General features: G+C 62.5%; 14 protein-coding genes and 1 pseudogene. 4 read left to right on the top strand and 11 right to left on the bottom strand.

Going from position 1 to position 21,568, the window contains the following annotated elements:
- Positions 1-132: 132 nt before the first annotated feature.
- Positions 133-1,218, bottom strand: coding sequence for a YlbL family protein (locus E4U03_RS03625; RefSeq protein ID WP_135011631.1), 1,086 nt, complete (start codon positions 1,216-1,218; stop codon positions 133-135).
- A gap of 161 nt (positions 1,219-1,379) precedes the next feature.
- Between E4U03_RS03625 and E4U03_RS03620 the strand changes: the two genes are divergently transcribed.
- Entirely contained in the window at positions 1,380-2,768 is a 1,389-nt protein-coding gene (locus tag E4U03_RS03620; protein ID WP_245207659.1) for a zinc-dependent metalloprotease, read from the top strand.
- A 29-nt stretch (positions 2,769-2,797) separates the two neighbouring features.
- Here the strand turns inward: E4U03_RS03620 and E4U03_RS03615 are convergent, their stop codons facing one another.
- The 3 genes from E4U03_RS03615 to nudC are packed head-to-tail and all read right to left on the bottom strand — an operon-like array spanning position 2,798 to position 6,491.
- Positions 2,798-3,370, bottom strand: coding sequence for a M48 metallopeptidase family protein (locus tag E4U03_RS03615; RefSeq protein ID WP_135011630.1), 573 nt, complete (start codon positions 3,368-3,370; stop codon positions 2,798-2,800).
- Positions 3,370-5,196, bottom strand: coding sequence for an ATP-dependent helicase (locus E4U03_RS03610; RefSeq protein WP_135011629.1), 1,827 nt, complete (start codon positions 5,194-5,196; stop codon positions 3,370-3,372). Before E4U03_RS03610 ends, E4U03_RS03615 begins: the two co-directional genes overlap by 1 nt.
- A 56-nt stretch (positions 5,197-5,252) precedes the next feature.
- Positions 5,253-6,491, bottom strand: coding sequence for an NAD(+) diphosphatase (gene nudC / locus E4U03_RS03605; protein WP_228065770.1), 1,239 nt, complete (start codon positions 6,489-6,491; stop codon positions 5,253-5,255).
- A 38-nt stretch (positions 6,492-6,529) separates the two neighbouring features.
- On the opposite strand from nudC, the gene E4U03_RS03600 reads away from it, so the two are divergent.
- A complete protein-coding gene (locus E4U03_RS03600) occupies positions 6,530-7,480 on the top strand; it encodes a phosphotransferase (protein WP_135011628.1) in 951 nt (316 codons plus the stop codon).
- On the opposite strand, the gene E4U03_RS03595 is transcribed toward E4U03_RS03600, so the two are convergent.
- Together E4U03_RS03595 and E4U03_RS03590 are read right to left on the bottom strand one after the other, a co-directional pair.
- Positions 7,469-11,149 carry an ATP-dependent DNA helicase gene (locus E4U03_RS03595; protein WP_135011627.1) on the bottom strand — a complete coding sequence of 1,227 codons (3,681 nt, stop codon included), beginning with the start codon at positions 11,147-11,149 and terminating at the stop codon, positions 7,469-7,471. The genes E4U03_RS03600 and E4U03_RS03595 overlap by 12 nt on opposite strands.
- Positions 11,150-11,158: 9 nt before the next feature.
- Positions 11,159-14,635 (bottom strand): UrvD/REP family ATP-dependent DNA helicase, encoded by a 3,477-nt coding sequence (locus E4U03_RS03590; protein WP_135011626.1) that lies wholly within the window; start codon positions 14,633-14,635, stop codon positions 11,159-11,161.
- 140 nt (positions 14,636-14,775) lie between these two features.
- Here E4U03_RS03590 and E4U03_RS03585 point away from each other — a divergent pair, with 140 nt between their 5' ends.
- On the top strand, positions 14,776-15,462 hold the full coding sequence (locus E4U03_RS03585) for a 3'-5' exonuclease (RefSeq protein WP_135011625.1): 687 nt from the start codon (positions 14,776-14,778) through the stop codon (positions 15,460-15,462).
- A gap of 144 nt (positions 15,463-15,606) precedes the next feature.
- The gene (locus E4U03_RS03580; protein WP_135011624.1) at positions 15,607-16,944 is read left to right on the top strand and encodes a threonine/serine ThrE exporter family protein; all 1,338 of its coding nucleotides are present in this window, start codon (positions 15,607-15,609) and stop codon (positions 16,942-16,944) included.
- A 149-nt stretch (positions 16,945-17,093) separates the two neighbouring features.
- Here the strand turns inward: E4U03_RS03580 and hemL are convergent, their stop codons facing one another.
- From hemL to E4U03_RS12745, 5 genes and pseudogenes are all read right to left on the bottom strand, one after another.
- Positions 17,094-18,419, bottom strand: a complete 1,326-nt coding sequence (hemL, locus tag E4U03_RS03575) for a glutamate-1-semialdehyde 2,1-aminomutase (RefSeq protein ID WP_135011623.1) — start codon at positions 18,417-18,419, stop codon at positions 17,094-17,096.
- Positions 18,420-18,423: 4 nt separating this feature from the next.
- Positions 18,424-19,431 carry a porphobilinogen synthase gene (gene hemB / locus E4U03_RS03570; protein ID WP_135011622.1) on the bottom strand — a complete coding sequence of 336 codons (1,008 nt, stop codon included), beginning with the start codon at positions 19,429-19,431 and terminating at the stop codon, positions 18,424-18,426.
- A 32-nt stretch (positions 19,432-19,463) separates the two neighbouring features.
- Positions 19,464-20,285 carry a uroporphyrinogen-III synthase gene (locus E4U03_RS03565; protein ID WP_135011621.1) on the bottom strand — a complete coding sequence of 274 codons (822 nt, stop codon included), beginning with the start codon at positions 20,283-20,285 and terminating at the stop codon, positions 19,464-19,466.
- Positions 20,286-20,290: 5 nt separating this feature from the next.
- Positions 20,291-21,298 (bottom strand): hydroxymethylbilane synthase, encoded by a 1,008-nt coding sequence (gene hemC, locus E4U03_RS03560; protein WP_135011620.1) that lies wholly within the window; start codon positions 21,296-21,298, stop codon positions 20,291-20,293.
- A gap of 73 nt (positions 21,299-21,371) precedes the next feature.
- Positions 21,372-21,568, bottom strand: a pseudogene (locus E4U03_RS12745) (ferrochelatase); the annotation flags it as partial.

The following is a 21,568-nucleotide window of genomic DNA, read 5'->3' as shown; positions in this document are numbered from 1 at the left end:
AGGTGCGGCCTGTGTGGTGGGTGACGCCGCACCGTGGGCGACGCTACATATAAGACACTATTTTGCCAAAGAAAGCTGTGAGTTTCGAGAGTGGGCTTAGCATTTCAGCTCTGGGGTGACCAGCCCCGCCCCTTATGAACAGGTGGGGAAGGTTGCGGGGTCTCCACCCTGGCCGATGCGGGTGACCGCGTCTACCGCCTCATCCAGAGTCGACACCTTAATAACGTTCAAGCGCCGAGGCACGTTACCGACCACTTCATCGCAGTTATCTGCCGGGGCCAAGAAAACCGTAGCACCGGCGTCCGCAGCTCCCCGAATCTTTTGCTCGATGCCGCCGATGCTGCCCACGGTACCGTCCGCATCGATGGTGCCGGTTCCAGCAAAGTGAATGCCGCCGGTCATCTCGCCCTCGGTCAGCTCGTCGATAATACCCAGGGCAAACATCATGCCGGCCGACGGGCCGCCCACTTCTTCTAGACCGTAGTTAACGGCCATGGGGAACTCAAAGGACCGGGCAATGTAGAGGCCCAGCACGTAGCGCTGTCCCTGCTCGTTGTAGGAGGGGGTGACGGAAATGTCCTGCTCGCTGCCTCCGCGGGTCACGGTGAGGGTGACGGGCTGCCCGGCGGACGCGTTCACCCGCTCGGTCAGGTCGGTGTAGCTTGCCAGCGGCTCGCCGTTGAGAGCGGTAACCACGTCGCCCTCCTGGAGTATGCCTTGGCTGGGGCCACCCTCAACGGCACCTGACACCCTTAAAATCTCGGTGTAGTCGATACCTAGCTGGGTAAGGGCAGCCGCCTGAGCTACCTCCTGGGAGTTGGTCATATCGGCAGTGTTCTGTGCGGTGACCTGCTCGCTGGTCACTGAGGGGTCGTAAATGAGGTCGCTGGGCAGTACCGCTGTAGAATCTTCCAGCCAGGTGGCCAGCGCCTCAATCGCAAAGAGAGAAGAGTTAGGGCCACCGGCGACCGACACCGTGGTCATATCGAGGTTGCCGCTCACCGGGTAGGTCTGAGCGCCCTCAATCTCAATCAGGGGCTTACTGTTAAACTCGCCAATTGTGTTGAAGGTGGGGCCGGGTGACTCGGTCACGAAATCAACCGGAATCACCAAAGAAAGCATCGACAGGCCCAGGGCCCCCACAGCGCTGACCGTGCGCAGATCAGCCCAACCTCCACGGGGGCGGGTACCTGCATTGTCCCTCTTCGAAAAAACCATAGGACTAGCCTACTAGCAAAATCGCCCGGCTCAGCCCACTCCCCAGCAAATTCCCACTTGGCTCAGGGCTAAAAGCCTCCCGGGGTATGCGATGAGGTCGGTAGGCTAGTGAGAAACAGGAGCGGCGGGCGCCGCAGCCCCCTATTGAAACGAGGCAGAACGTGACCAACAACCCCTACGACTCAGCTGGCCGTGACCCCCTTGAAGAGTTCCTCAAAAAGCTACAGGAGCAGGGGTTTGATCCGTCAGCCATGAACGGGGCCGCGGGCTTCGATGCTGACGCCCTCAAAAATATGGGTATCCCCCTCGATCCGGCCATGCTTTCGGGTATCTTCGCCCAGGTCAATTCCATGATGAGCGCCCAGTCTAGCGATGAGCCCGTCAACTGGGACATGGCCAAGCAGCACGCCTGCCAGGTACTGGCCATGGGTGAAGACCCCTCGGTGACTTCATCCCAGACAGGCGCAGTCCGTGATGCTGCTGCCCTGGCAGATCTCTGGCTGGATCCCGTGACCATCTTCGAGCGTCCTGCCTTCGGTGTTGAAGCCTGGGCCAAAGCCGAGTGGGTTGAGAACTCTTTTGCCACCTGGAAGGACATCGCTGGCCCCGTTGCCGAAGAAGTCTCATCAGCCATGACCTCCTCTATCCAGCAGCAGATGCCCGAAGAAATGGCCGCTATGCTCGGCGGCGGTAATCTCTTCGCTGGTCTCGGCGGCATGATGTTCGGTATGCAGATGGGGCAGGCTATCGGCAACCTGGCCGAAGAGGTCGTCTCGTCCACCGACATTGGTATCCCGCTGGCCCAGGGGCGCTCAGCCCTGCTACCTGCCGGTGTTGCGGCCTTCGGTGAAGGCCTAGAAATCCCAGCCCAAGAGGTCATGCTCTACCTTGCCGTGCGCGAAGCTGCCCTGATTCGCCTGCATAAGACTAACCCCTGGCTGCGTGAGGATATTATCGACCTCATCAAACACTTCTCCCGCGGCATACACGTTGATATTGAGCGTATACAGGCAGCCGCTAACGACATCGACTTCGACCCCTCAAACCCCGAAGCCATGATGGACGCCTTCGCCGGCGATATGTTCAAACCCCAGCTCACCGAAGACCAGCAGCTGGCCCTTGACCGCCTCGAAACCCTGCTGGCCCTCATCGAAGGCTGGATCAGCCTCGTCACCGAGCAGGCCACCAAAAACCTGCCCATGGCCCCACAGCTAGCTGAGACCATGGCCCGCCGCCGCGCCACCGGCGGCCCCGCAGAGCACGCTTTTGCCCAGCTGGTTGGTCTTGAGCTGCACCCCCGCAAGATGCGCGAGGCCCTTGCCTTCTGGCGTCACTACGAAGAAAACCACGGCTTTGAGGCCCGTGACCAGCTCTGGGAGGGCCCCGAGACTCTGCCCACCGGCGAGGATCTGGACGACCCCGCAGGCTTCACCTCCCGTCGGGCCCTGCTCAACGCCAGCGAGGATGAGTTCGACGCGGCCCTCGAAAAGCTTCTAGCCGGCGGTTACGACGAGCCCGCTGAAGGGTCCGAAGGCAAGGACAAAGAATAAAGAGGAATGGGTCTAGGGAGGAGTCTTCTCTAGACCCTTCCTGCCTGCTGCGCCCGTTGCCCAAAAGTAACGCCTTCCAGGAATCCCCGCGCTTTCTCAAGGTAGGGGTAGCGGGCTTCAAGGGCTCTAAAAGCCGGTGAATGGTTAGGCTCTAGAAAATGGCAGAGCTCGTGAAATATCACAGAATCCAGGGCGTACTCCGGTGCACCCTGAAGTGTATGCGAGATGCGAATCGTGCGCTCAGCAGGGGTCGCTGAGGCCCAGCGCTGCTTCTGATTGGTAACCCACCGGATTGAGAGCGGTTCCGGGGCTTCCGGCAGGTAGGTGGCTCGCAGGTAGTCAGCTCGCTCCCGCAAAAACTCATCGAGGGCACCCCGCTGGGTACCGGCGTCCTTACGGGCCCGGCGGGCCTCTACCTTAGGTAGCATGCGGCGCAGGTAGTCCTCGATCTCCCTGTCGGTGGAGGTGGCGGGAACCATCAGGCGCAGGCGTCCGTCCTTATGCGGTGCTAGCTGTACCGTACGGGTGCGGCGGGTAGAGCGTACCACCTCAATCTCGGGGCGGGACGCCGTTGCCGGCAGAATCTCACGCGAAGTAGCCATTAGACCCCCTTGGGAGCGATGTCGTTGATAAAGCGGGAGCGCTTGCGCCCGGCCCGTCCGCCGGGGGTTCGCGAGCGCGACCAGCTCAAGGTCAGGTAGGAGCGGGCGCGGGTAATTCCGACGTAGAGGAGACGGCGTTCTTCATCTACCTCGTCGCTGGTTTGGGCGAAGGAGATGGGCATAAGGCCCTCGTTGAGGCCGCAGAGGAAGACAGCCTCCCACTCCAGGCCCTTGGCTGCGTGCAGGGAGGCGAGGGTGACGCCGTTGAGGGAGGGGGCATCGCGGTGCTGAGAGCGCTGAATGAGCACGGCGACCAGCTCGTAGAGGGTGAATTCGGGGGGTAGGTCGGTGGCGCCGTTAGCGGACGCCCGCTCCCGCGCTTGCGTGCGCTCGTCAGCTAGGCGGTCGGCGAGGGACACCAGGGTTTCAAGGGACTCCCATCGGGCTCGTTCCTGGCCAGAGCGCTGGGGGGCTTTGGCTGACCAGCCCAGGTTTTTGAGGTTATCTCTCACGAGCTGGGTGACGCTGTCGGTAGGTTCAGCGCCCTTGGCTGCGCCCTGGAGCATGCTGATAGCGGCACGGACTTCGGGGCGGTCAAAGAACTGTTCTGCACCGCGCAGCTGATAGTTGATTCCGGCGTCGGTGAGAGCCTGTTCCAGGGCCGCTGATTGGGAGTTGGTGCGGTAAAGCACGGCGATATCGGCTGCCGGGACGCCCTCTTTGTCGATGAGGTCCTTGATGTCTTCAGCGATACCGATTGCTTCTTGCTCGTCATCGGCGTACTCAAACCATTCGGGTTTAGCCCCGGGCTCTCGTTGGGAGACCAGCTGCAGGGGCGGGGCCCAGGAGTAGCGGGTGGAGTCGGGCATCTGACGGCGGGCAGCTAACAGGCGGTTGGCCAAGTCGACCACTTGAGGGGTGGAACGGTAGTCACGTACCAGCTTAACCATGGTGGCACCCTCGAAACGGGTGCGGAATTCGAGCAGGTGGCGGCTGGTTGCCCCGGCGAAAGAGTAAATAGTCTGGGAGGCGTCGCCCACCACGCACAAGTCATCGCGGCGCCCCAACCAGGCATCCAGCAGGCGTTGCTGCAGGGGGGAGACGTCCTGGTATTCGTCCACCACGAAGTGGCGGTACTGTTGGTGAATCTGGGCGGCGATATCGGGGTTTTCCTCGATGATGGCGACGGTCAGCAGCAGGATATCTTCGAAGTCGATGACGTTGCGCTCGTCCTTCAGCTCCTCGTAGGTGCGCAGCAGGCGCACCATGTCGATGGGGCTGATATCTGCCGGTAGCTCCCGGTGGGCCAGGTGGGGCATGAGGGAGTCGGCCGTGAGCATGGAGACCTTGGCCCACTCGATTTCGCTGGCAAGGTCGCGCACGATGGCACGGTCGGTAGCTAGCCCTAGGCGGCGGGTTGACTCGATGATGAACTGGGACTTGTTCTTGATAATCTCGGGCAGGGCGCCGCCGATGGCCTGGGGCCAGAAATAGCGTAGCTGGGCGAGGGCGGCTGAGTGGAAGGTACGGGCTACGACCCCGGCGGCGCCTAGCTGGCGCAGGCGTACCTTCATTTCTTCGGCTGCCCGGTTGGTAAAGGTGAGAGCAAGGACGGCCCGTGGGTTGTAGCGGCCAATGGCGATACCGTAGGCAATGCGGTGGGTGATGGCTCGGGTCTTGCCGGTGCCGGCACCTGCCATCACGCACATGGGCCCGGCCAGTTCGGTAGCCACCCGGCGCTGTTCGGGGTCAAGCTCCTCAAGGATAGTCTCGGGGTTGGGGGCAGACAGGGTAATGGGCTGGGCCCTGAGCTTATCGTGAATCATGGTGCTTCTCCCCTACCCTCGCAGTCCTTGTGGCCGGTAGCGGCCACGCCAGCTATCTAGTCTACCCGCCCAGCAGGGCCCAGGGGCTGTCCCAGCCAGAACTCGATCAGGCGGCGGGAAATAGAGCTCGGCCCGGGTAGCTGCACAGCGCCTGACCGGTGGGCGTCAAGGAGCTCTGATCGGCTGAACCAGCGGATTTCCTCAATCTCAGCTCCGTCAGCTTCAACCTGGTCGGGGTTGGAGATTTCAGCAAGATAACCACACATCAGCGACCTGGGGAAGGGCCAGGGTTGCGACCCCAGATACTTCAGCGAAACAACCAGCCCGCCGCATTCCTCGTAGACCTCTCGCAGGACAGCGGTTTCGAGGGCTTCGCCGCCCTCAACAAACCCGGCAAAGGTAGAAAAGCGCCCTTTCCCCCAGGCCCGCGCCTGCCCCAGCAGAACCTTGCTCTCACCCCCTACATCAGCGGTAACCGCTGTAATAACGGCGGGGTCTGTGCGGGGGAAGAGCTCTCTACCCTCTTCGGTGACCCGTACCCAGCCGCCGCGGGTAGCGAAGATGGGGGCGCCCGTCCGCGCATCAAACCCAGAGGATGCGTGCCAGGCGCTCAAGGACGCCGCAGCTGCCAGCACCTCGCCCCAGGCGAAGGCTGACCCCTGCCCCTCATAGGCGTAGGTAGCGTAGTCGCGTATGCTTACCCACTCGCCACCCGAACGGGCAGCTACCACCTCAGCGAGGGTTTGCTCCTGGTTTTCAAAGCCCTGGAGGTTCAGGGGTGCATCGCCCAGGTCTAAGAAGCGGGCGAAGTCAGCCAGGATTACTAGCACGGGCTGTTCGGTTGTCTCCCCCTTCTGGCCCGGTGCGGACGCCACTACCCGGCTTCCCGCGAAGATAAGGGTTGGGTGTTGGTGACGGTCGCGGGCAGTGTAGTCGAGTACAGCTTCAGCATGAAGATCAAAAACCTGCGCTAAGTCCAGCGGTTCTAGCCCCTGGCCGGTCTGGTGAACCAGCACCTTACCCCGGTCAACTGCCAGCAGGGCGGGGCTAAGGAGCCAGGGGTAAAGGTCGCTGGGTCTTCTATCTTTGGTGTCTTGCCTGTCTGTCAGGGCCTGCCCCAGGTGAGCGAAAAACCCAGGACGCTCCCGCACGGCGCCGCTGGTTCGCACCCGGTCAGTAGTCAGCGGCAACCGCCCCAGGGGCGAAAACCAGCCCTTCCCGCCCGCGCCGGGTGCAGCATCCGCCTCATCCTGCGAACTAGATACCGACAGATTAGTCATATTTTCAGCATTCATATCGGGTTCGTTCCAACTTCTCTTGTACCCTTAAAAGTGTGACTTCAACACCGCTTCAACTTGCCGCCATCGTATCAGCTGGGGTTCCCGGGCTCTACCCCGTAGCCGCCCTACCCTCAGCCGACGACGCCCTCGACTTCGACTCAGCCATCATCATTGACTCAGCCGACAAGCGCTGGCGCGTCCGCGCCCCCAAGCACCCCGAAGCTAGCGTACGCCTCGAAGCGGAACACGTTATTCTCCAGTCCTTTACGCCGGGGCTCCGCGCCCGCCTGCCCTTCCTCGTACCCACCATCGTGGGCACCGTTCCCCTCGACGGACGGCAGGCCTTCATCTACACCCACAACCCCGGCTCCCACTACGACATTGACGATTTAGCGGACCTCTCCCACCGAACCCGCGAGGGCCAGCCCAATATTGCGGACGACATTGCCCGCCACATCGCCACCATTCACGTTTTCCCCACCACCATCGTTGAGGACGCCGACCTACCGGTCTACACCGGCCAGCAGGTCCGCGAGCGCCGCCTGGCCGAGCTAGATTTGGCTGTCGCTACCGGCAAGGTGCCCTCTGGGCTGCTCACCCGCTGGGAGGAGCAGCTCAACGATTCAGTAATGTGGGACTTCCGCCCCCGCGTCATTCACGGGGACCTCAACGAAGACAACCTGGTGCTTGACCAAAAGAAAATCGTTGAAATCACCGGCTGGTCAGAGGTCTGCGTCGGTGACCCCGCTGCTGACTTCGCCTGGCTGTACGCCTGCGAAGACCCCCTCTTCAGGGAGAGGGTCTTTGCGGCCTACCGTGAAGAGATGCCGCAGGAGCCCGATCGGAACCTTGAGGCTCGAGCTAACCTCTATGCGGAGTTCGGTCTGGCCCAGTGGCTGATTCGCGGGGTAGAGCTAGAAGACCGGGTCATGATTTCTGAGGCTGTTTCTATGCTCGATCATCTCGAAGCTGAGCTGCGGACTGTTGGAGCCCTAGCCGGCTAACTGTGCGGCCCCTTCCAGAGCCTTCTCTAGCTCTGCCCGGGTGGAGAAGTTGGTCACTTCGATGCTTTTGCCGGTTGAAGCGTAGAAGAAATGGGCTTCTACGTTTTCTTCGGGTACTCCCTGTAGACGGGCAAAGCCTAGGCGGTAGAGGGAGAGCTGCACTGACCGTTCTTTGAGCTCTTTCTTAGTGCGTGGCGGCTGCCCCGTCTTCCAGTCCACCAGCTGCCAGATGGTCGAGCCGTCGCCGCCCGTCCGGGTAAAGATGGCGTCGATGCGGCCGCGTACTGTTACTCCGGCAAGCGGTGTTTCCAGCGGGTATTCCAGGGCCCAGGGTTCACGGCTTGCCCATTCGCTGGCAAGGAAGTTCTCTCGCAGAGCCGGAATATTGAGCTCTTCTTCGGTGCTGTCGTCATCGAAATCTTCGTCCATGTCGAGCATGCCGCTGGTGCCGAAGTGGTCTTCAACCCAGCTATGGAAGATGGTGCCCTGGCGGGCCGCTATACCCGGCTTTTGGGGCATGGGGCGTCGCATGTTGTCGATGACGGCCTGCGGGTCTTTGACCAGGTTGACGAGCAAGGAGGCTGACAGATGGCCGGGTAGCTCGAAGGAGCTGTTTTCCGCGGGTGCGGCCAGCAGGCTCAGAAGCAGGTCGGTTTCTTCTTGCCAGTCCTCGATAGCATCTCGTGCCTCTTGGCTCTGCTCCGGGATGGGGTCGGGGAGGGCAGCGAGAGCTTCAGCCAGCGTATCTGCCTCAAGCCCACCGCGTAGCACGTTCTGGGCTGCACGCTCGACTACCTGGCGGGGGCTGAGCCCTGTTAGGTTGCCCTGTTTACTCTCGTTTGGGCTGGGTGCAGGGCCTGCTGCTTCGAGTTCCTGAAGAGAGGTCCAGGTCATCTGGTAGGGCCCGTCGAAGGGGTCGAAGGGCCAGAGGGCGGTGGTAATCGTAGCTGACTGGGGGTTGACGGTGCCTACCTGGTCAGGGTCAAGCTCACTCAGAATTTCAGCTAACTCAACCGGGGCATCGAGTAACTCGGCGACGAAGTCAGACATGAAGCGGGGCTTAGCCGTGGTCCCCTTCCAGCCCGAGGTGGTCAGAACGAGCAGGGACCGGGCACGGGTGTACCCCACGTAGGCTAGACGGCGCTCTTCCAGGGTGCGATGTTCTACCGCCTGCTCCGAGAGCTGGGCCATAAAATCACCGAGATCCTGCAGATGATCAAAGTCTGACCGCCAGCCGGGTAGGTAGGCGGCGTCCCCGCGCAGGGGCCAGGGCAGGGTGTCCCCCTGCTTGGTCCAGCGCTCGTCCTTAGCATCGGGGAAGTCTCCGGCAGCCATTCCCGGAATGTATACCTGGTCCCATTCCAGCCCCTTTGAAGCGTGCACGGTGAGAATTTGCACTGCGTCGTGGCGGGGGGCCTCTGCTGCCATTTCGAGCCCGGCTTCCTGCTGGGCTGCCGCATCAAGCCAGGCTAAGAAGCCGCTAATCCCCGATGCCGAGGCACCGGTGGCGCTCAGGGCAAAGCGAACCCCGGCCTCCCCTTCTTCCAGGGGCTGGCCGTTAGCAGCGGCCAAGAGCAGAGCGTTCACGCGGGGGGCGGTGGAATCGTAGGTAGCGGCCACATCGTAGAAGGCATCGAGGTGCCTGCGAGCCGATGTGGCGTGTGCCCCCGGGCGGGCAGCAAGCTCGATATCGAGCAGGAGAGTGCGCTCAATTTCGCTGATGAGGGTGGTGAGATCATCGGCGGTGAACTGGCGCAGGTAGGTCAGCTCCCTCGATACTGCCTGCAGTCGTTTCAAGCCTTCGGCGCTGATGGACCGGCCGCTGCGGGCTGAGACCCAGCCCTCCTGCGGCAGGTTTTCGAGCGCCTCGATGAGGGAGGCTCCATCGGTGACATCAGGGGCGGCAGCTTGGAGCAGGCGCCGGTAGTCTTCAGCGGACGCGGGTGCCTGCTCGCCAGCGTCCTTTAGGTCCCTCGCGCTGGTGGCGCCGCGTTCAGCGGCTTCGCTCAGGCCCTCAACCTCGTCGAGGATTTCCTGTTCGGCGCGCAGGGCAGCGGCCTGGGCTGTAATGCCGAATCTGATTTCAAGTTCTCGCTGGCGTTTGAGGGCTTCTGCCCACTCGCCAAAGGCTAGCAGGTCAGATAAGCCAAGCCGCCAGCGGGCGCCAGCCAGTATGCGCATGAGCGCATCTGAACGGCCGGGGTCACTCAGCACTCGGAGCACCGACACCAGATCTACGATTTCGGGGGTATCGAGCAAACCGCCCAGACCTACCACCTGGTAGGGGACACCCAGCTCGTCGAAGGCTTCTTGCAGGGGTTCCATCATGGCTCGCTTTTTGCAGAGGACGGCCATGGTCGGCATGTCGGAGAGCGGGCGGCCAACAAAGCTAGAGCGTTGCTCGGCAATCATCTGACCAAGGGCACGGACTTCTTGCAGGTCTGTGAGGTACTCCCCTACCAGCACCCGCCCGGCGGTGGGGTTGGGGCGCGCAACCAGGGGCGGCACCTCGATGGCATGGGTGCGCTGAACCCAGTCGGGGCTTACGCTCAGGGGCTCAGCTACCCGGTTGGCAGCCGCCAAGATAGAAGTGTCGTTTCGCCAGGCCACGGTGAGGTAGCTGGCGGTACGGTCTTCTGCCGGGAAGTAGTCGTAGAAGCTAAAGAGCTGGCCGTCTGAAGCTCCGCGGAAGCCGTAGATAGACTGCTTGGGGTCGCCCACCGCCATCACGGGGTGGGCAGGGGCATCTGCTTTTGCCCCAAACAGATCGGAGAAGAGCTGCATCTGGGCATGGGAGGTATCTTGGAATTCGTCCAGGAGCACCACCCTAAAGAGTTCCCGTTCTGTCTGCGCAGCTTGGGGTACGGTCTTCGCGATGTGGGCAGCCTTGGCGATGAGGTCGCCGTAGTCCATCACCTGCATCTGTTCTTTGATAGACGAATAGCGTTTAACCAGCTCAGCGTAAAAAATACGCAGCTGTAGCCCCTGCACCAGGGCCCGCTGTTCGGTGGTCGCTCCCTTGACCGTGGGCTTGCCCAGGTGCTCTACCTGTTTCAGAGTTTCTGTGCACCAGTCGATAACGGCATCGGGGCTTACCAGGTGTTCAGCGCACTCGGACGAGAGTTTGATGATGGCTTCCACCATGGTTGACTTAGCGACGTCTTTTTCAGGCAGCTTGCCCTCATAGTGCTCCACGATTTGGGCAACCAGCTGCCAGGTTTGAGCGCCACCCAGCATTTGGGCGTCGTCTTCTACGCCGATGCGAAGCCCGTACTGTTGCACCAGCGTATTAGCGTAAGAGTGGTAGGTGGAGATGGTGGGGTCGCTCATGACTCCGTCCGCGCCCTGACCAGGGTTTTCTCGCACGAGCCCCTGGCGGCGGAGCTCTTCAAGGCGGGAGCGCATACGCTCCCGCAGTTCACCGGCAGCCTTGCGGGTGAAGGTCACCCCCAGTACCTGGTCGGCGCGTACAAGCCCGTTTGCAACCAGCCACACTACTCGGTCCACCATGGTGGCGGTCTTGCCTGACCCTGCTCCCGCTACGACCAGGCGGGGTACCAGCGGGGAGCTGATAATGGCAGATTGCTCCGCTGTGGGTAGGGGGCGGCCCAGGACTTTTGCGATTTCTTCGGGGCTGAGAAAGGTTTCTGCTGGCTTCTGTTCAGTCATGATTCTGCCTTACTGGGCGGGGCGGACGGTGATAGCGCGGCCCCGTGAGCAGATGGGGCAAATATCGGGGAGGGCACAGCCAATGCCAAAGGGGCCACCTGCGGTATGCCGAGCCTGCAGGTGCTCCCCTGCAATCAGTTCGGCAGCCCGGTTGATGAGTTCAACAGCCCAGGTACTTTCAGCGGTCAGCGGGGCCTGCTCCTGCTCGGAGTAGCTCTTCGTGGTCCCACCAATTTGTAGAAGCAGGGCACCGCCCGAAAGTTCGTGGAGCCCGTCGAGTACCGGCACCTGGTTCGGTTGCGGCTTCGCTGGCTGCTCGCCCTCTTTCTGGGCTAGGGCATCGTGCTGTAGGGCCTGCTGCATCAGGGCACCTGCACCGGCTTCAAGAGCAACCTGGTAGGCAGCGAGCTGCGGGTGCTGTTCAAGATCTGCCTTACTGGGTTTACTCTTACCGGTCTTCATATCGATGATGATAAAGCGCCCTACCTGGTCTACCTCGATGCGGTCTACACGTCCCGACAGCAGGGCGTCCTTGGCGGGGCCGGGCACCAGCACACTAAAGGAACCCTCGACACCCACCAGGGAGCGTCCTTTGCCCTTGAGGTCTCGCACGTAGTCGGCAAACTTCTCGAGCATGCCCTCGGCCCGCTCCACCATCTTCTGGCTCTCCCAGGTGTCGGGCAGCCCTAGCTGGGGTAGGCGGCGGTGGAGCTCGTCGCGCAGGTCGGTTCCGTTCCCTTCGGGCATATCTTCGCAAATGGCGTGGATGAGAGTGCCCAGCGACCGCGATGCGTCGGTGGCAGCTTCAGCACGGGAGGCAGCCACAAACCAGTCCAGGGGCGAGCGGTGAATCTTTTCAATCTGAGACGGCGATACCGGAACTGGCCCATCCCCTTCAAAGGCCGGGGCCTGTGAGGACAGGGGCAGCAGCCCCCACCAGGAGCGGGGGTGGGCACCCGGTAAGTTCAGCCCGGAGGTCTGCTCAGGGTCGGCGAGCCGCCCCAGTAGGCGGGCAGCGGCATCGGCTTTCGCCGGTGAAATGTGCTGGGCTTCTGACCACTGGCGCAGTTCAGCAACCAGCGAGCGCAGGGTCATGGGGCGCCGAACCTCGGTAAGGGGTCGCTCGCCACCGGGGGCCGGGGCAAAGATATCGAGCAGCTCGCTGGGGGCCTGGTCAGCAGAAGACACAGCGGTGCATACTACCCGGGAGCGGGCTCGGGAGGTTGCTGTGGCGAACATACGGAACTCGTCGAAACGGTTAGAGCGTAAGCGTTCAAGAAGCGAATAGCCGGGAGCTACTCCCCTACCGTTATTGCGTCCGTTTGCGTCCAAGCGCCCGGTAGCTGCGTCCACGAGGTCGAGGGTTCCCAGTAGGGAGCCGCGGACGGTGGTGTTCGGCCAGGTGCTATCTTGCAGGCCCGCGATGTAGACAGTGTCCCATTCACGCCCTGCGGCGAGAGCGGGGGTCATGATTTCTACGGCGTCGCGGTGGTTGGTGCGCTCTGCCAGGGTATCCATGGGTAGGTCTTGGGCATCGATGTAGGCCAAGAACTGTTCGGCGGTGGCTCCCGGCATCTGGTCGGTGTAACGTTCGGCTGCCTCAAACAGGCCTATCATGGCGTCGATGTCTCGCCCGGCTCGGTCGGCTCCTGCACCGCCTGAGAGGGACTGGGCTTTCCAGAGGGGTGCAAGTTCTGAGGCCTCCCAGAGTGCCCAGAGGACGGTTTCGGCGGTAGCGCCGGGCTGGTCGAGGGCTTTATCGCCTGCGGTGAGTACCCGGCCCAGGCGGCGGGCAGCTGCGCTGCTTTCGCCGGTGGGCAGTAATTGGGGGTTGATGAGGGCTTCAACCAGGAGGGCATCGCTGTCGCGAGTGCCCCCGGCTCGCAGTTCTTCGGCGCGGAGACGCTGGCGTAAACGACGCACGTCCATGGTCGAGGCCCCGCCCAAGCGGGAGGTCAGCAGGGAAACCGCAGTATCAGCGCCCAGGCCCCAGGTGTTTACTTGCTGGGTAGTTGAAGGCTCTGTCTCTGTGCCCTGAGAGCTCGTAGCCTGCTCTGCACCCCGTAGGCGCCGGGTGTGCAGGATTAGCCCCAGAGCATCGAGGAAGGGGCGGGCGGCAGGTTCATCGCGCACGGGGGTAATAGAAGCTGCTGTTTGTACGGGAACACCCAGATTGCTAAGTGCTCGTTTCAGTCGGGTGACGTCTGAGCCGTTTCGCACGATAATAGCGCTACGCTGGTAGGCCCTGCCCCGGTAAAGGTGGTCTTCAAGAATCATTTGGGCTAGCAGCTGGTTTTCCTGCTGGGGGGTTGCTACAACCAGGCCCAGCACCTCGGGGTCTGGTTCTGCTGCTTTTGCGGGGTTTAGCAGGGCGCCGTCATCCCCGACCGGTAGGAGGGCCTTTTCGCTGGGCTCCTGAGAAGCGCGGGCAAGGACGCGCCGGTGGGCTGCCCGGGGCACAAGCGGTAGGCGGGAGGCCAGTTCTGCCCAACGCTCGGCGATAACAGGAGCCATGCGCCAGCTCGTGGTGAGCTCTTCTGTAACGAGAGAGGGGAAGATGTCGGGGAGGTTGGCTGCCAACTGGGGGCTGGCTCCGCGGAAGCCCTGCACGACCGTATCGGTGCAGCAGGTCATGACCACTACCGGGCCTGAGGCAAGAAGACCGTCCAGGTCTGCGGATTCGGCTTCGGTGTCAGAGGCCAGCGAGTTACTGGCTGTGGCACGCAGATACTCTGCTGACCTGCCGGTCAGAACAGCCAGCAGCCGGTAGATGGAAGGGGTGAGTTCTTGCACATCATCAATGAGCACCAGGTCAAAGCGGGCGCGTTCTGCACTCAGCACATCAGGGTGGGTTAGCAGGGTCTTGGTGGCCTCGTGGATAAGGGCTGCGGGGTCGAAGGCATGCGGGGCGCGGAGGGAGCGCACCTGGCGGTATTCGGTGTAGAGCTTGGCCAGGGCCCGCCATTCGGGGCGATCGAAGCGCTGCGCTAGGTCTGCAACTGCTGAGGCTGTGAGGTCGTATTCGGCCATGCGGTCGAAGAAGTCTCGCACCTCGTGGCGGAAACCGCGGGTTTCAAGGGCTTCACGGAGGTCATCGGGCCAGATAATGCTGAACCCTTCGCCACTGCGGTGGCCGTCGAGGAGTTCTTTAATCAGGACGTCCTGCTCGGGACCCGAAAGGAGCTTGGGGGTGAAGTCCAGGTGGGGTAGATAACCCTCGATATGGGCTCGTCGCAGCAGGTCAAAGGCGTAAGCCTGCCAGGCGCGTACAGGGGCGGTTGAGACTGTTGCGGTGATGCGGGCTGAGAGCGCTTCTCGGAACCTGGTTGCACTGACGCGTGAGGGGGTAAGCACCAGCAGGCGGGCAGGGTCTTTACCCTGCTCAATGAATCCGGTAGCTACTTCTAGCAGGGCCTGGGTTTTGCCGCTGCCGGGCGCGCCCAGAAGCAAGGTAGCGCCCTGAGTCTCTAGTTGCTCGTGTGTCACCGTGCACTCCCCATCTTTTGTCGTGGTCGAGGTTCTCACTGTATTCCAAGTTCATCATAGGTGGCTGACATTTTAAGAGCCTGGGCGCCACCTGCCCCAAATATTTTTGTGGGGCAGGTTCTGTCGCTACTATCGAAGGTATGACTTCATGGACCAAGCTTCCCCGCGCCACTTTCGACCTTGAGACAACCGGTATCGACCCTAAGACCGCCCGCATCGTCACGGCTTCTTTGGTCTTGGTTTCTCCGGACGGCGAGGTTTTACGCGCCGGGGAATGGCTGGCTGACCCCGGGGTTGAGATTCCTGAGCAGGCCTCCGCTATTCACGGTATCACCACCGAGTACGCCCGCGAGCACGGCAAGCCTGCCCAGCAGGTGGCCTACGAGGTGGCTATGGCTCTAGGCGGTCTCTTTGCCGATGGCGTTCCCGTCATCGCCTTTAACGCTGCCTACGATTTCTCGGTGCTGCATTTTGAGCTGGCCCGCTACGGGTACCCGCCGCTGACCTGCTATCCCGTGCTTGATCCCCTGGTCATCAATAAGCATGTGCACAAGTTTAAGAAGGGCAAGCGTACCCTGGAAGTGCTGGCGAATGAGTACAGCGTGGAGCTGGAAAACGCCCACACCTCGAAGGACGACGCCCTAGCAGCTGAGCGCCTACTGACGGCTATGAGCTTTGAATACGAAGAGATCGAACAGCCTGCTACAGCCCTGCATGAGCAGCAGATTACCTGGGCAGCTGAGCAGGCAGCCGAGCTGCAGGACTACTTCAACCGCATTGGCAAGCAGGCGGATGTCAGCGGCGCCTGGCCGGTGCGCACCGACTAAGGTTCAGGTAGCGTGAACGCTCCGTCAGGATGCCGGTAGGCAGGTAGGTGCCTTGAGCACCGTCCCCTTGCCCACCGACGTCCTTTTCTGCTCTCCCTCTACTAGATTTAAAGAAGCAGATACCCCACAACCGCAAGGACGACCGTGAACGAGCCCGCACCCACCAACAGCATCTACCTCGGCTCCACCCGCAACCAGCACAAAGAACTGGTAGCCCAGTCAGCGGTCGTCCTCAAGCTAGGCCTGCTCCTCATGAAATCTGGAGCCAGCGCCTACCGCGTCAAAACCTCCATGTCCCGCCTGGCCAAAGCCGTAGGGCTTGAAGAACACCACGCCCAGGTACACTTCACCGAACTCTCCACCACCGCCTACTCCGGAGGCAACTTCCGCACCGAAATTGCAGAAACCCGCGTCAAGGGAATCTCCGCCTACAAAATCGACCTGCTCAGCGACTTCGTCTCATCCCTGCCCGAGCGCATCGACCCAGCTCTAGCCGACGCAACGCTCACCCGCATTGAGAAAGAAAAGCCCCTCTACGCCCCCTGGCTCCTAGCTCTCGCTGCCGCCCTAGCCTGTGCGGCCTTCGCCTTCCTCAACCGGGGCGGAGTCATTGAATGCTCAGTCGTTCTCGTCGCAGCCTTCGCCGGCCAGCTCCTACGCTCCACCCTCGCCCACCGGGGTCTCAACCATATGGCAGTCTGGATGCTCTGCGGCCTGCTCTCAGCCGGTATCTACGTGGGGGTCATGTCGGCGCTTATCGCCCCCGGCCTCATCGCGGATAACCACCTGGTGGGCTTTATATCCTCAATTCTCTACCTGGTACCGGGCTTCCCCCTGGTCACCGGCATGCTAGAAATAGCCCGCATGGACTTCTCCTCCGGCATTTCCCGTCTCACCTATGTTGCCCTGCTCCTGGGTAGTGCGTCCTTCTCGGTCTGGCTCATCTCCCTGGTATTTAGCCTGCCGCTAGAGCAGGCCCCAGCCCCGCACCTGGGCTTCTGGCTGCTCCTAATTCTTCAGATGCTGGCCTCCTTCACCGCTGCCTTCGGCTTCGCCATGCTCTTCTCAGCTACTCCCCTCTCCTGCGCCTGGGCAGGGGCAATCGCCGCAATCGTAAACCCAGGACGTATCTGGCTGGTAGAAGCCGGGTGGGCGCCCCACCTTGCCATTGCTCTGGCCGTTTTTACCGCCGGGGTACTCTCAGAAATCGTCGCTCCCCTCCACGCCCGCAGGGTTTCCCGTATCTCCCTGGCGGTGCCAGCTACCGTCACCATGGTTCCCGGTGTCATGTTTTACATGTCCATGGCCCACTTCTCTAACGGCGATGTCAATGAGGCCCTGGCCAGCTTCGTGCAGGTCCTGCTCATCTTCGCTGCTCTAGGAATGGGTCTGGCCCTATCCCGTCTGCTCATGGACAAGAACTGGCTCTACGACCGCGATACCCAAAACCTGGCGTCCCTGCCGCAGGGGCACATGAGATAGCCGTTAGAGCTCCTGAGTTCCCACATGAACACAAGCGCGGTGCACTGGCCGGTAGCCAACTGGCTAGGTCTGGCATGAATCGCTTGCGAGCCAGCGAGAAGGTTAGTTGGCGAAAGTCAGTGCAGCGCGCTTGTGCATAGGGTTTTATTCTAGGCTGTCGCCTCTGCCGCTGCTCGCGCGGCGTCGGGCAGGGCCGCGATGATTCGGTCCATGGCGGCGTCATCGTGGGCTGCTGAAAGGAACCATGCCTCGAAGGCGCTGGGCGGCAGGTAGATGCCGGAGTTCAGCATGGAGTGGAAGAAGGCATTGTAGCGGTATGTTTCTGATGCCTTGATGTCTTCGTAGTTGTGCACGCCCTTGTCAGCAGTGCCAAAGGCAACGGAGAAGAGGTTGCCTGCGGTCTGGATAGAGTGGTTGACCCCGGCGGCGTTGAAGGCTTCAACCAGGGCTGCCTGCAGCTGGGCTGAGCGGGCGTCAATGGTTTCGTAGACGGTGGCGTCAGCGGCTTTGAGGGTGGCCAGACCGGCGGCCATGGCGATGGGGTTACCGGAGAGGGTACCTGCCTGGTAGACGGGGCCCAGCGGAGCCAGGTATTCCATGATCTCTCGTTTGCCGCCCAGGGCGGCCATGGGCATGCCGCCTCCGATTACCTTGCCGAAGGTGAAGATATCGGGGGCCCAGTTACCTTCTGCGGGGGCGGAGTAGCCCCAGTAACCTGCGGACGAGACGCGGAAGCCGGTCAGCACCTCGTCGAAAATCATGAGGGCACCCTGTTCACGGGTAATCTCGCGCAGGAAGGCATTGAAGCCCTCAGCAGGGGTCACAACGCCCATGTTGCAGGGAGCTGCTTCGGTGATGATGGCGGCAATTTCGCCGGGGTTGGCGGCAAAAGCTGCGCGGACGGCGTCCTCGTCGTTATAGGGAAGAACGATAGTTTCGGCGGCGGTAGCGGCGGTGACACCTGCCGAGCCGGGCAGGGCGAGTGTGGCGACGCCGGAGCCGGCTTCTGAGAGTAGGGCGTCGACGTGGCCGTGGTAGCAACCGGCGAACTTAATGATCTTGTCGCGGCCGGTGTAGCCGCGGGCCAGGCGGATGGCGGTCATGGTTGCTTCGGTGCCGGTTGAGACCATGCGGATCTGGTCGATGGTTCCAGGGGCTACGGCGTTGATGCGGTCAACCACGAGTTCAGCCAGTTCGGTTTCGGCGGCGGTTGAGGCGCCGAAGGAGAGGCCATGTTCAACCGCTGCGTGCACGGCTTCGATGACGCCGGTGTGCTTGTGTCCGAGCAGGGCCGGGCCCCAGGAGCAGACCAGGTCGACGTAGTTGTGGCCGTCCGCGTCGGTCAGGTAGGGGCCGGAGGCTTCCACCATGAAGGCGGGGGTGCCACCAACGGAGTTGAAGGCGCGCACGGGTGAGTTGACGCCGCCGGGAATGACGCGGGCGGAGCGGGCAAAGAGGTCTTCTGAGACGGTCAAGGGGTTACCTTTCGTTGAGCCAGGTGGCGGCTTCGGTGGCGTAGTAGGTCAGGATGATGGAGGCGCCTGCCCGACGGATGCCCATGAGGGCTTCGAGGGCTACGGCCTTGCGGTCAATCCAGCCGGCGGCGGCAGCGGCTTCAATCATGGCGTATTCACCGGAGACATGGTAGGCAGCCACGGGGACGGGCGAGAAGTCAGCAACCTCGCGCACGATGTCCAGGTAGGCGGTAGCGGGTTTGACCATGACCATGTCGGCGCCCTGCTCGATATCGAGCTGGACTTCGTAGAGGGATTCCCGGCGGTTGGCGGGGTCCTGCTGGTAGGTTTTGCGGTCGCCGGTGAAGGTGGAGCCCACCGCATCGCGGAAGGGGCCGAAGAAGGCCGAAGCGTATTTGGCGGAGTAGGCCAAGATAGAAACGTCGGTGAAGCCGGCTTCGTCGAGGGCGGTGCGCATGGCGGCGATTTGGCCGTCCATCATGCCGGAGGGGCTGACGGTGTGGGCACCGGCGCGCGCCTGGGAAACCGCCATCTTGCAGTAGGACTCCACGGCGGCGTCATTATCAACGACGGTGTTACCGAAGGCGTCTTCGACCAGCGGGCCGCAGTGTCCGTGGTCGGTGAATTCGTCGAGGCAGGTATCTGCCATGACGACCACAGAGTCGCCGAAGTGCTGGCGCACAGCACGGATAGCCCGGTTGAGAATACCATCCTCAGCCCAGGCTGCTGAACCGGCTGCGTCCTTATCTTCATCGCGCGGCACACCGAAGAGGTCGATGCAGCGCACGCCGGCGTCCACGGCTTTTTGTACTTCGCCGATGACGGTCTCCAGGGTGTGCTGGTACTGGCCTGGCATGGATTCGATGGCAACGGGCTCCTCAATTCCGTCGCGCACGAAGAGCACCTGCACCAGTTTAGCCGGGGTCAGGGCGGTTTCGGCGGTCAGGGCCCGCATGGGGCCGGTGGTGCGCAGGCGGCGGGGACGCACCGGGAGGGCTGAGGGTTCAAACATGGTCTTCCTTGACGGGTAGGTGTCTTTTTAGCTTAGAGGGCGAGGGCGGCTGCTGCCAGGTCTGCGGCGGCGGGGCTTGCCGCCACAGTGATGGTGGCAGGACGCTGCTGCTCGGGTAGGTTGCGGGCGGCAGCTTCGGTGCTGGCCCCGATGGCAACGGTGGGGGGCAGGGCGCTGCCGGCGGCGTCCGCTAGGGTCTGCAACAGCAGGGGCGAGGTCGCAATCAGGACGTCGGTGGTAGCGAGCGCGGTGACGGCCTCGCCCAGGGTGAGCGCGGAACCTGACGGAGCATCGGTCTCAGCGGGGTTCTGCCCGGTAAGGGGGTTCGCTGCTGGGTAGGGCAGCATGTCGTAGACCGGCAGGGTGGCGACGGTGTGGCCGTAGTCGGTGAGCCCTTCTTCGAGGGTCGGTGAAGCTGTGGTTCCCTGGACGGCCAAGATAGTTTCGTCCATGGGGTTATCCCATTCTTCGTCAATGAGCCATTCGTCGACCATTCCGGCTGCTGACTGGGTTTCGGGCACGAAGTCGACCAGCAGGCCCCGCTCAACCAGGGCTGCCTCGGCAACCCGACCGACGGCTGCAATCTGGGCAGCACCTAACAGTTCGACCAGGCTTTGGCCCAGCCTCTGTGCCAGGGCGTCTAGGCCCAGTACCCCGTTGACCGAGGTGAAGGTAACCCAGGAGAACTCCCCGCGAATCAGGGCGAAGGCAACCTCTTCCCAGTCTTCTGGTTCGGTGCCCACGGGGTCAAGAATGGGGGCGTAGAGCAGCTGAGCTTCGGCGTCCTGCTCCAGAAGAGCGCTGGTCAGCGCGGCGGCCTTAGCCGGGGTGCGGGTGATGAGATAGGTAGTCATGGCTCCTAAGCACCGCCTTCAAGACCAGCGAGAGCGGCAGCGCCCATACCCAGCAGGTCATCGGCAGCCTGGGTGCCGAGGAAGGCGGCGGCTTCTGCCGACAGGGTTTCTGTCTGCACGGTGTGCCGCAGCAGCTCGGTGCCGTCGGGGTTAGCCACAGCGATGTTAAGGACGAGCTGGCCAGCGTTCACCAGGGCGTAAGCCCCAATGGGGGCGGCGCAACCCGCTTCAAGGCGGCGGAGCAGGGCACGCTCAGCGGTCACAGCCAGCTGGGTCTCGGTGTGGTTGACAGCGGCTACAGCCTGCCCCAGCTCTGTTTGCTCGCCGGTATCCTCGGTACGAATTTCGATAGCGAGGGCCCCCTGGCCGGGAGCGGGCACAACCCTGTCAACTCCCAGGTACTCGGTGATGGTCTCAGCAAGGCCCAGGCGGTGCAGACCGGCAGCAGCCAGCACAACCGCATCGCAATCACCGGTGATAGCGCCGAGCTTCTTCTCACCGTGCAGGCCGTGGGCGCCCACCCCGTAGTGCTCATTACCAGCCACACGGGCCAGGCGGGTACCCACATTACCGCGGATATCAACGATGGTGAGGTCAGGACGGATAGCCAGCAGCTGGGCGGCTCGACGCGGCGACCCCGTGCCCACCCGGGCACCAGCAGGCAGGGTGTCGAGGGTCAGACCGTCACGGGCGCACAGGGCGTCGCGGGGGTCCTCCCGCTCCGGGGTGGCAGCGACGGTCAGCCCCGGGCAGAGCGCGCTGGGCAGGTCTTTCAGGGAATGGACGGCCACATCCACTCCCCCATCGAGCAGGCGGGCGCGCAGGGTCGCAGCAAAAACACCAGTACCACCCAGCTGAGACAGGGGGCCGGTGAGCACGTCGCCCTCAGTTTTGACGGTGACGGTCTCTAGCTCAATGCCGGTCACCTCCCGCATACGCTGAACAGCCCAGCCGGTCTGAGTGGTCGCAAGAGCCGACCCGCGCGTACCTACGGTAAATGTTCGAGCTGCCAATGAGCGTCCTTTCGTGCAATCTTTATCTGAGATGTTTAAGCCGCCGTCCCCTGCCGCCTACCAGTCCAGCGTACTAGCCCTTGTAGTCAGCAATCACCGGCTTGTCGGAGCCGGGGCGCTGGGACTTGCAGCAGTCGGGGTTGCAGGCGTCGAACCAGCCGTTTCCGCCGCAGACGGACTGGCGGGCTGCTTGTACGCCGTCGGCGTCCTGGGCGGGGGCGGTGGAGGCGACGCGTTCGGCGATCAGCTGGCGCAGGCCCTCAACGTAGG

It is taken from the genome of Rothia nasimurium, assembly GCF_004569295.1.
In the GTDB taxonomy this organism is placed as follows: domain Bacteria; phylum Actinomycetota; class Actinomycetes; order Actinomycetales; family Micrococcaceae; genus Rothia; species Rothia nasimurium_B.
Note: the sequence above shows the minus strand (reverse complement) of the source record. Positions and strands in the feature narration are given on the sequence as shown.

Excerpts from the sequence above, each read along its gene's own strand:
- E4U03_RS03565 (WP_135011621.1), bottom strand. The coding sequence starts at position 20,285 with ATGACTACCTATCTCATCACCCGCACCCCGGCTAAGGCCGCCGCGCTG.
- E4U03_RS03625 (WP_135011631.1), bottom strand. The coding sequence starts at position 1,218 with ATGGTTTTTTCGAAGAGGGACAATGCAGGTACCCGCCCCCGTGGAGGT.
- E4U03_RS03615 (WP_135011630.1), bottom strand. The coding sequence starts at position 3,370 with ATGGCTACTTCGCGTGAGATTCTGCCGGCAACGGCGTCCCGCCCCGAG.
- E4U03_RS03585 (WP_135011625.1), top strand. The coding sequence starts at position 14,776 with ATGACTTCATGGACCAAGCTTCCCCGCGCCACTTTCGACCTTGAGACA.
- E4U03_RS03595 (WP_135011627.1), bottom strand. The coding sequence starts at position 11,149 with ATGACTGAACAGAAGCCAGCAGAAACCTTTCTCAGCCCCGAAGAAATC.
- nudC (WP_228065770.1), bottom strand. The coding sequence starts at position 6,491 with ATGAATGCTGAAAATATGACTAATCTGTCGGTATCTAGTTCGCAGGAT.
- hemB (WP_135011622.1), bottom strand. The coding sequence starts at position 19,431 with ATGTTTGAACCCTCAGCCCTCCCGGTGCGTCCCCGCCGCCTGCGCACC.
- E4U03_RS03610 (WP_135011629.1), bottom strand. The coding sequence starts at position 5,196 with ATGATTCACGATAAGCTCAGGGCCCAGCCCATTACCCTGTCTGCCCCC.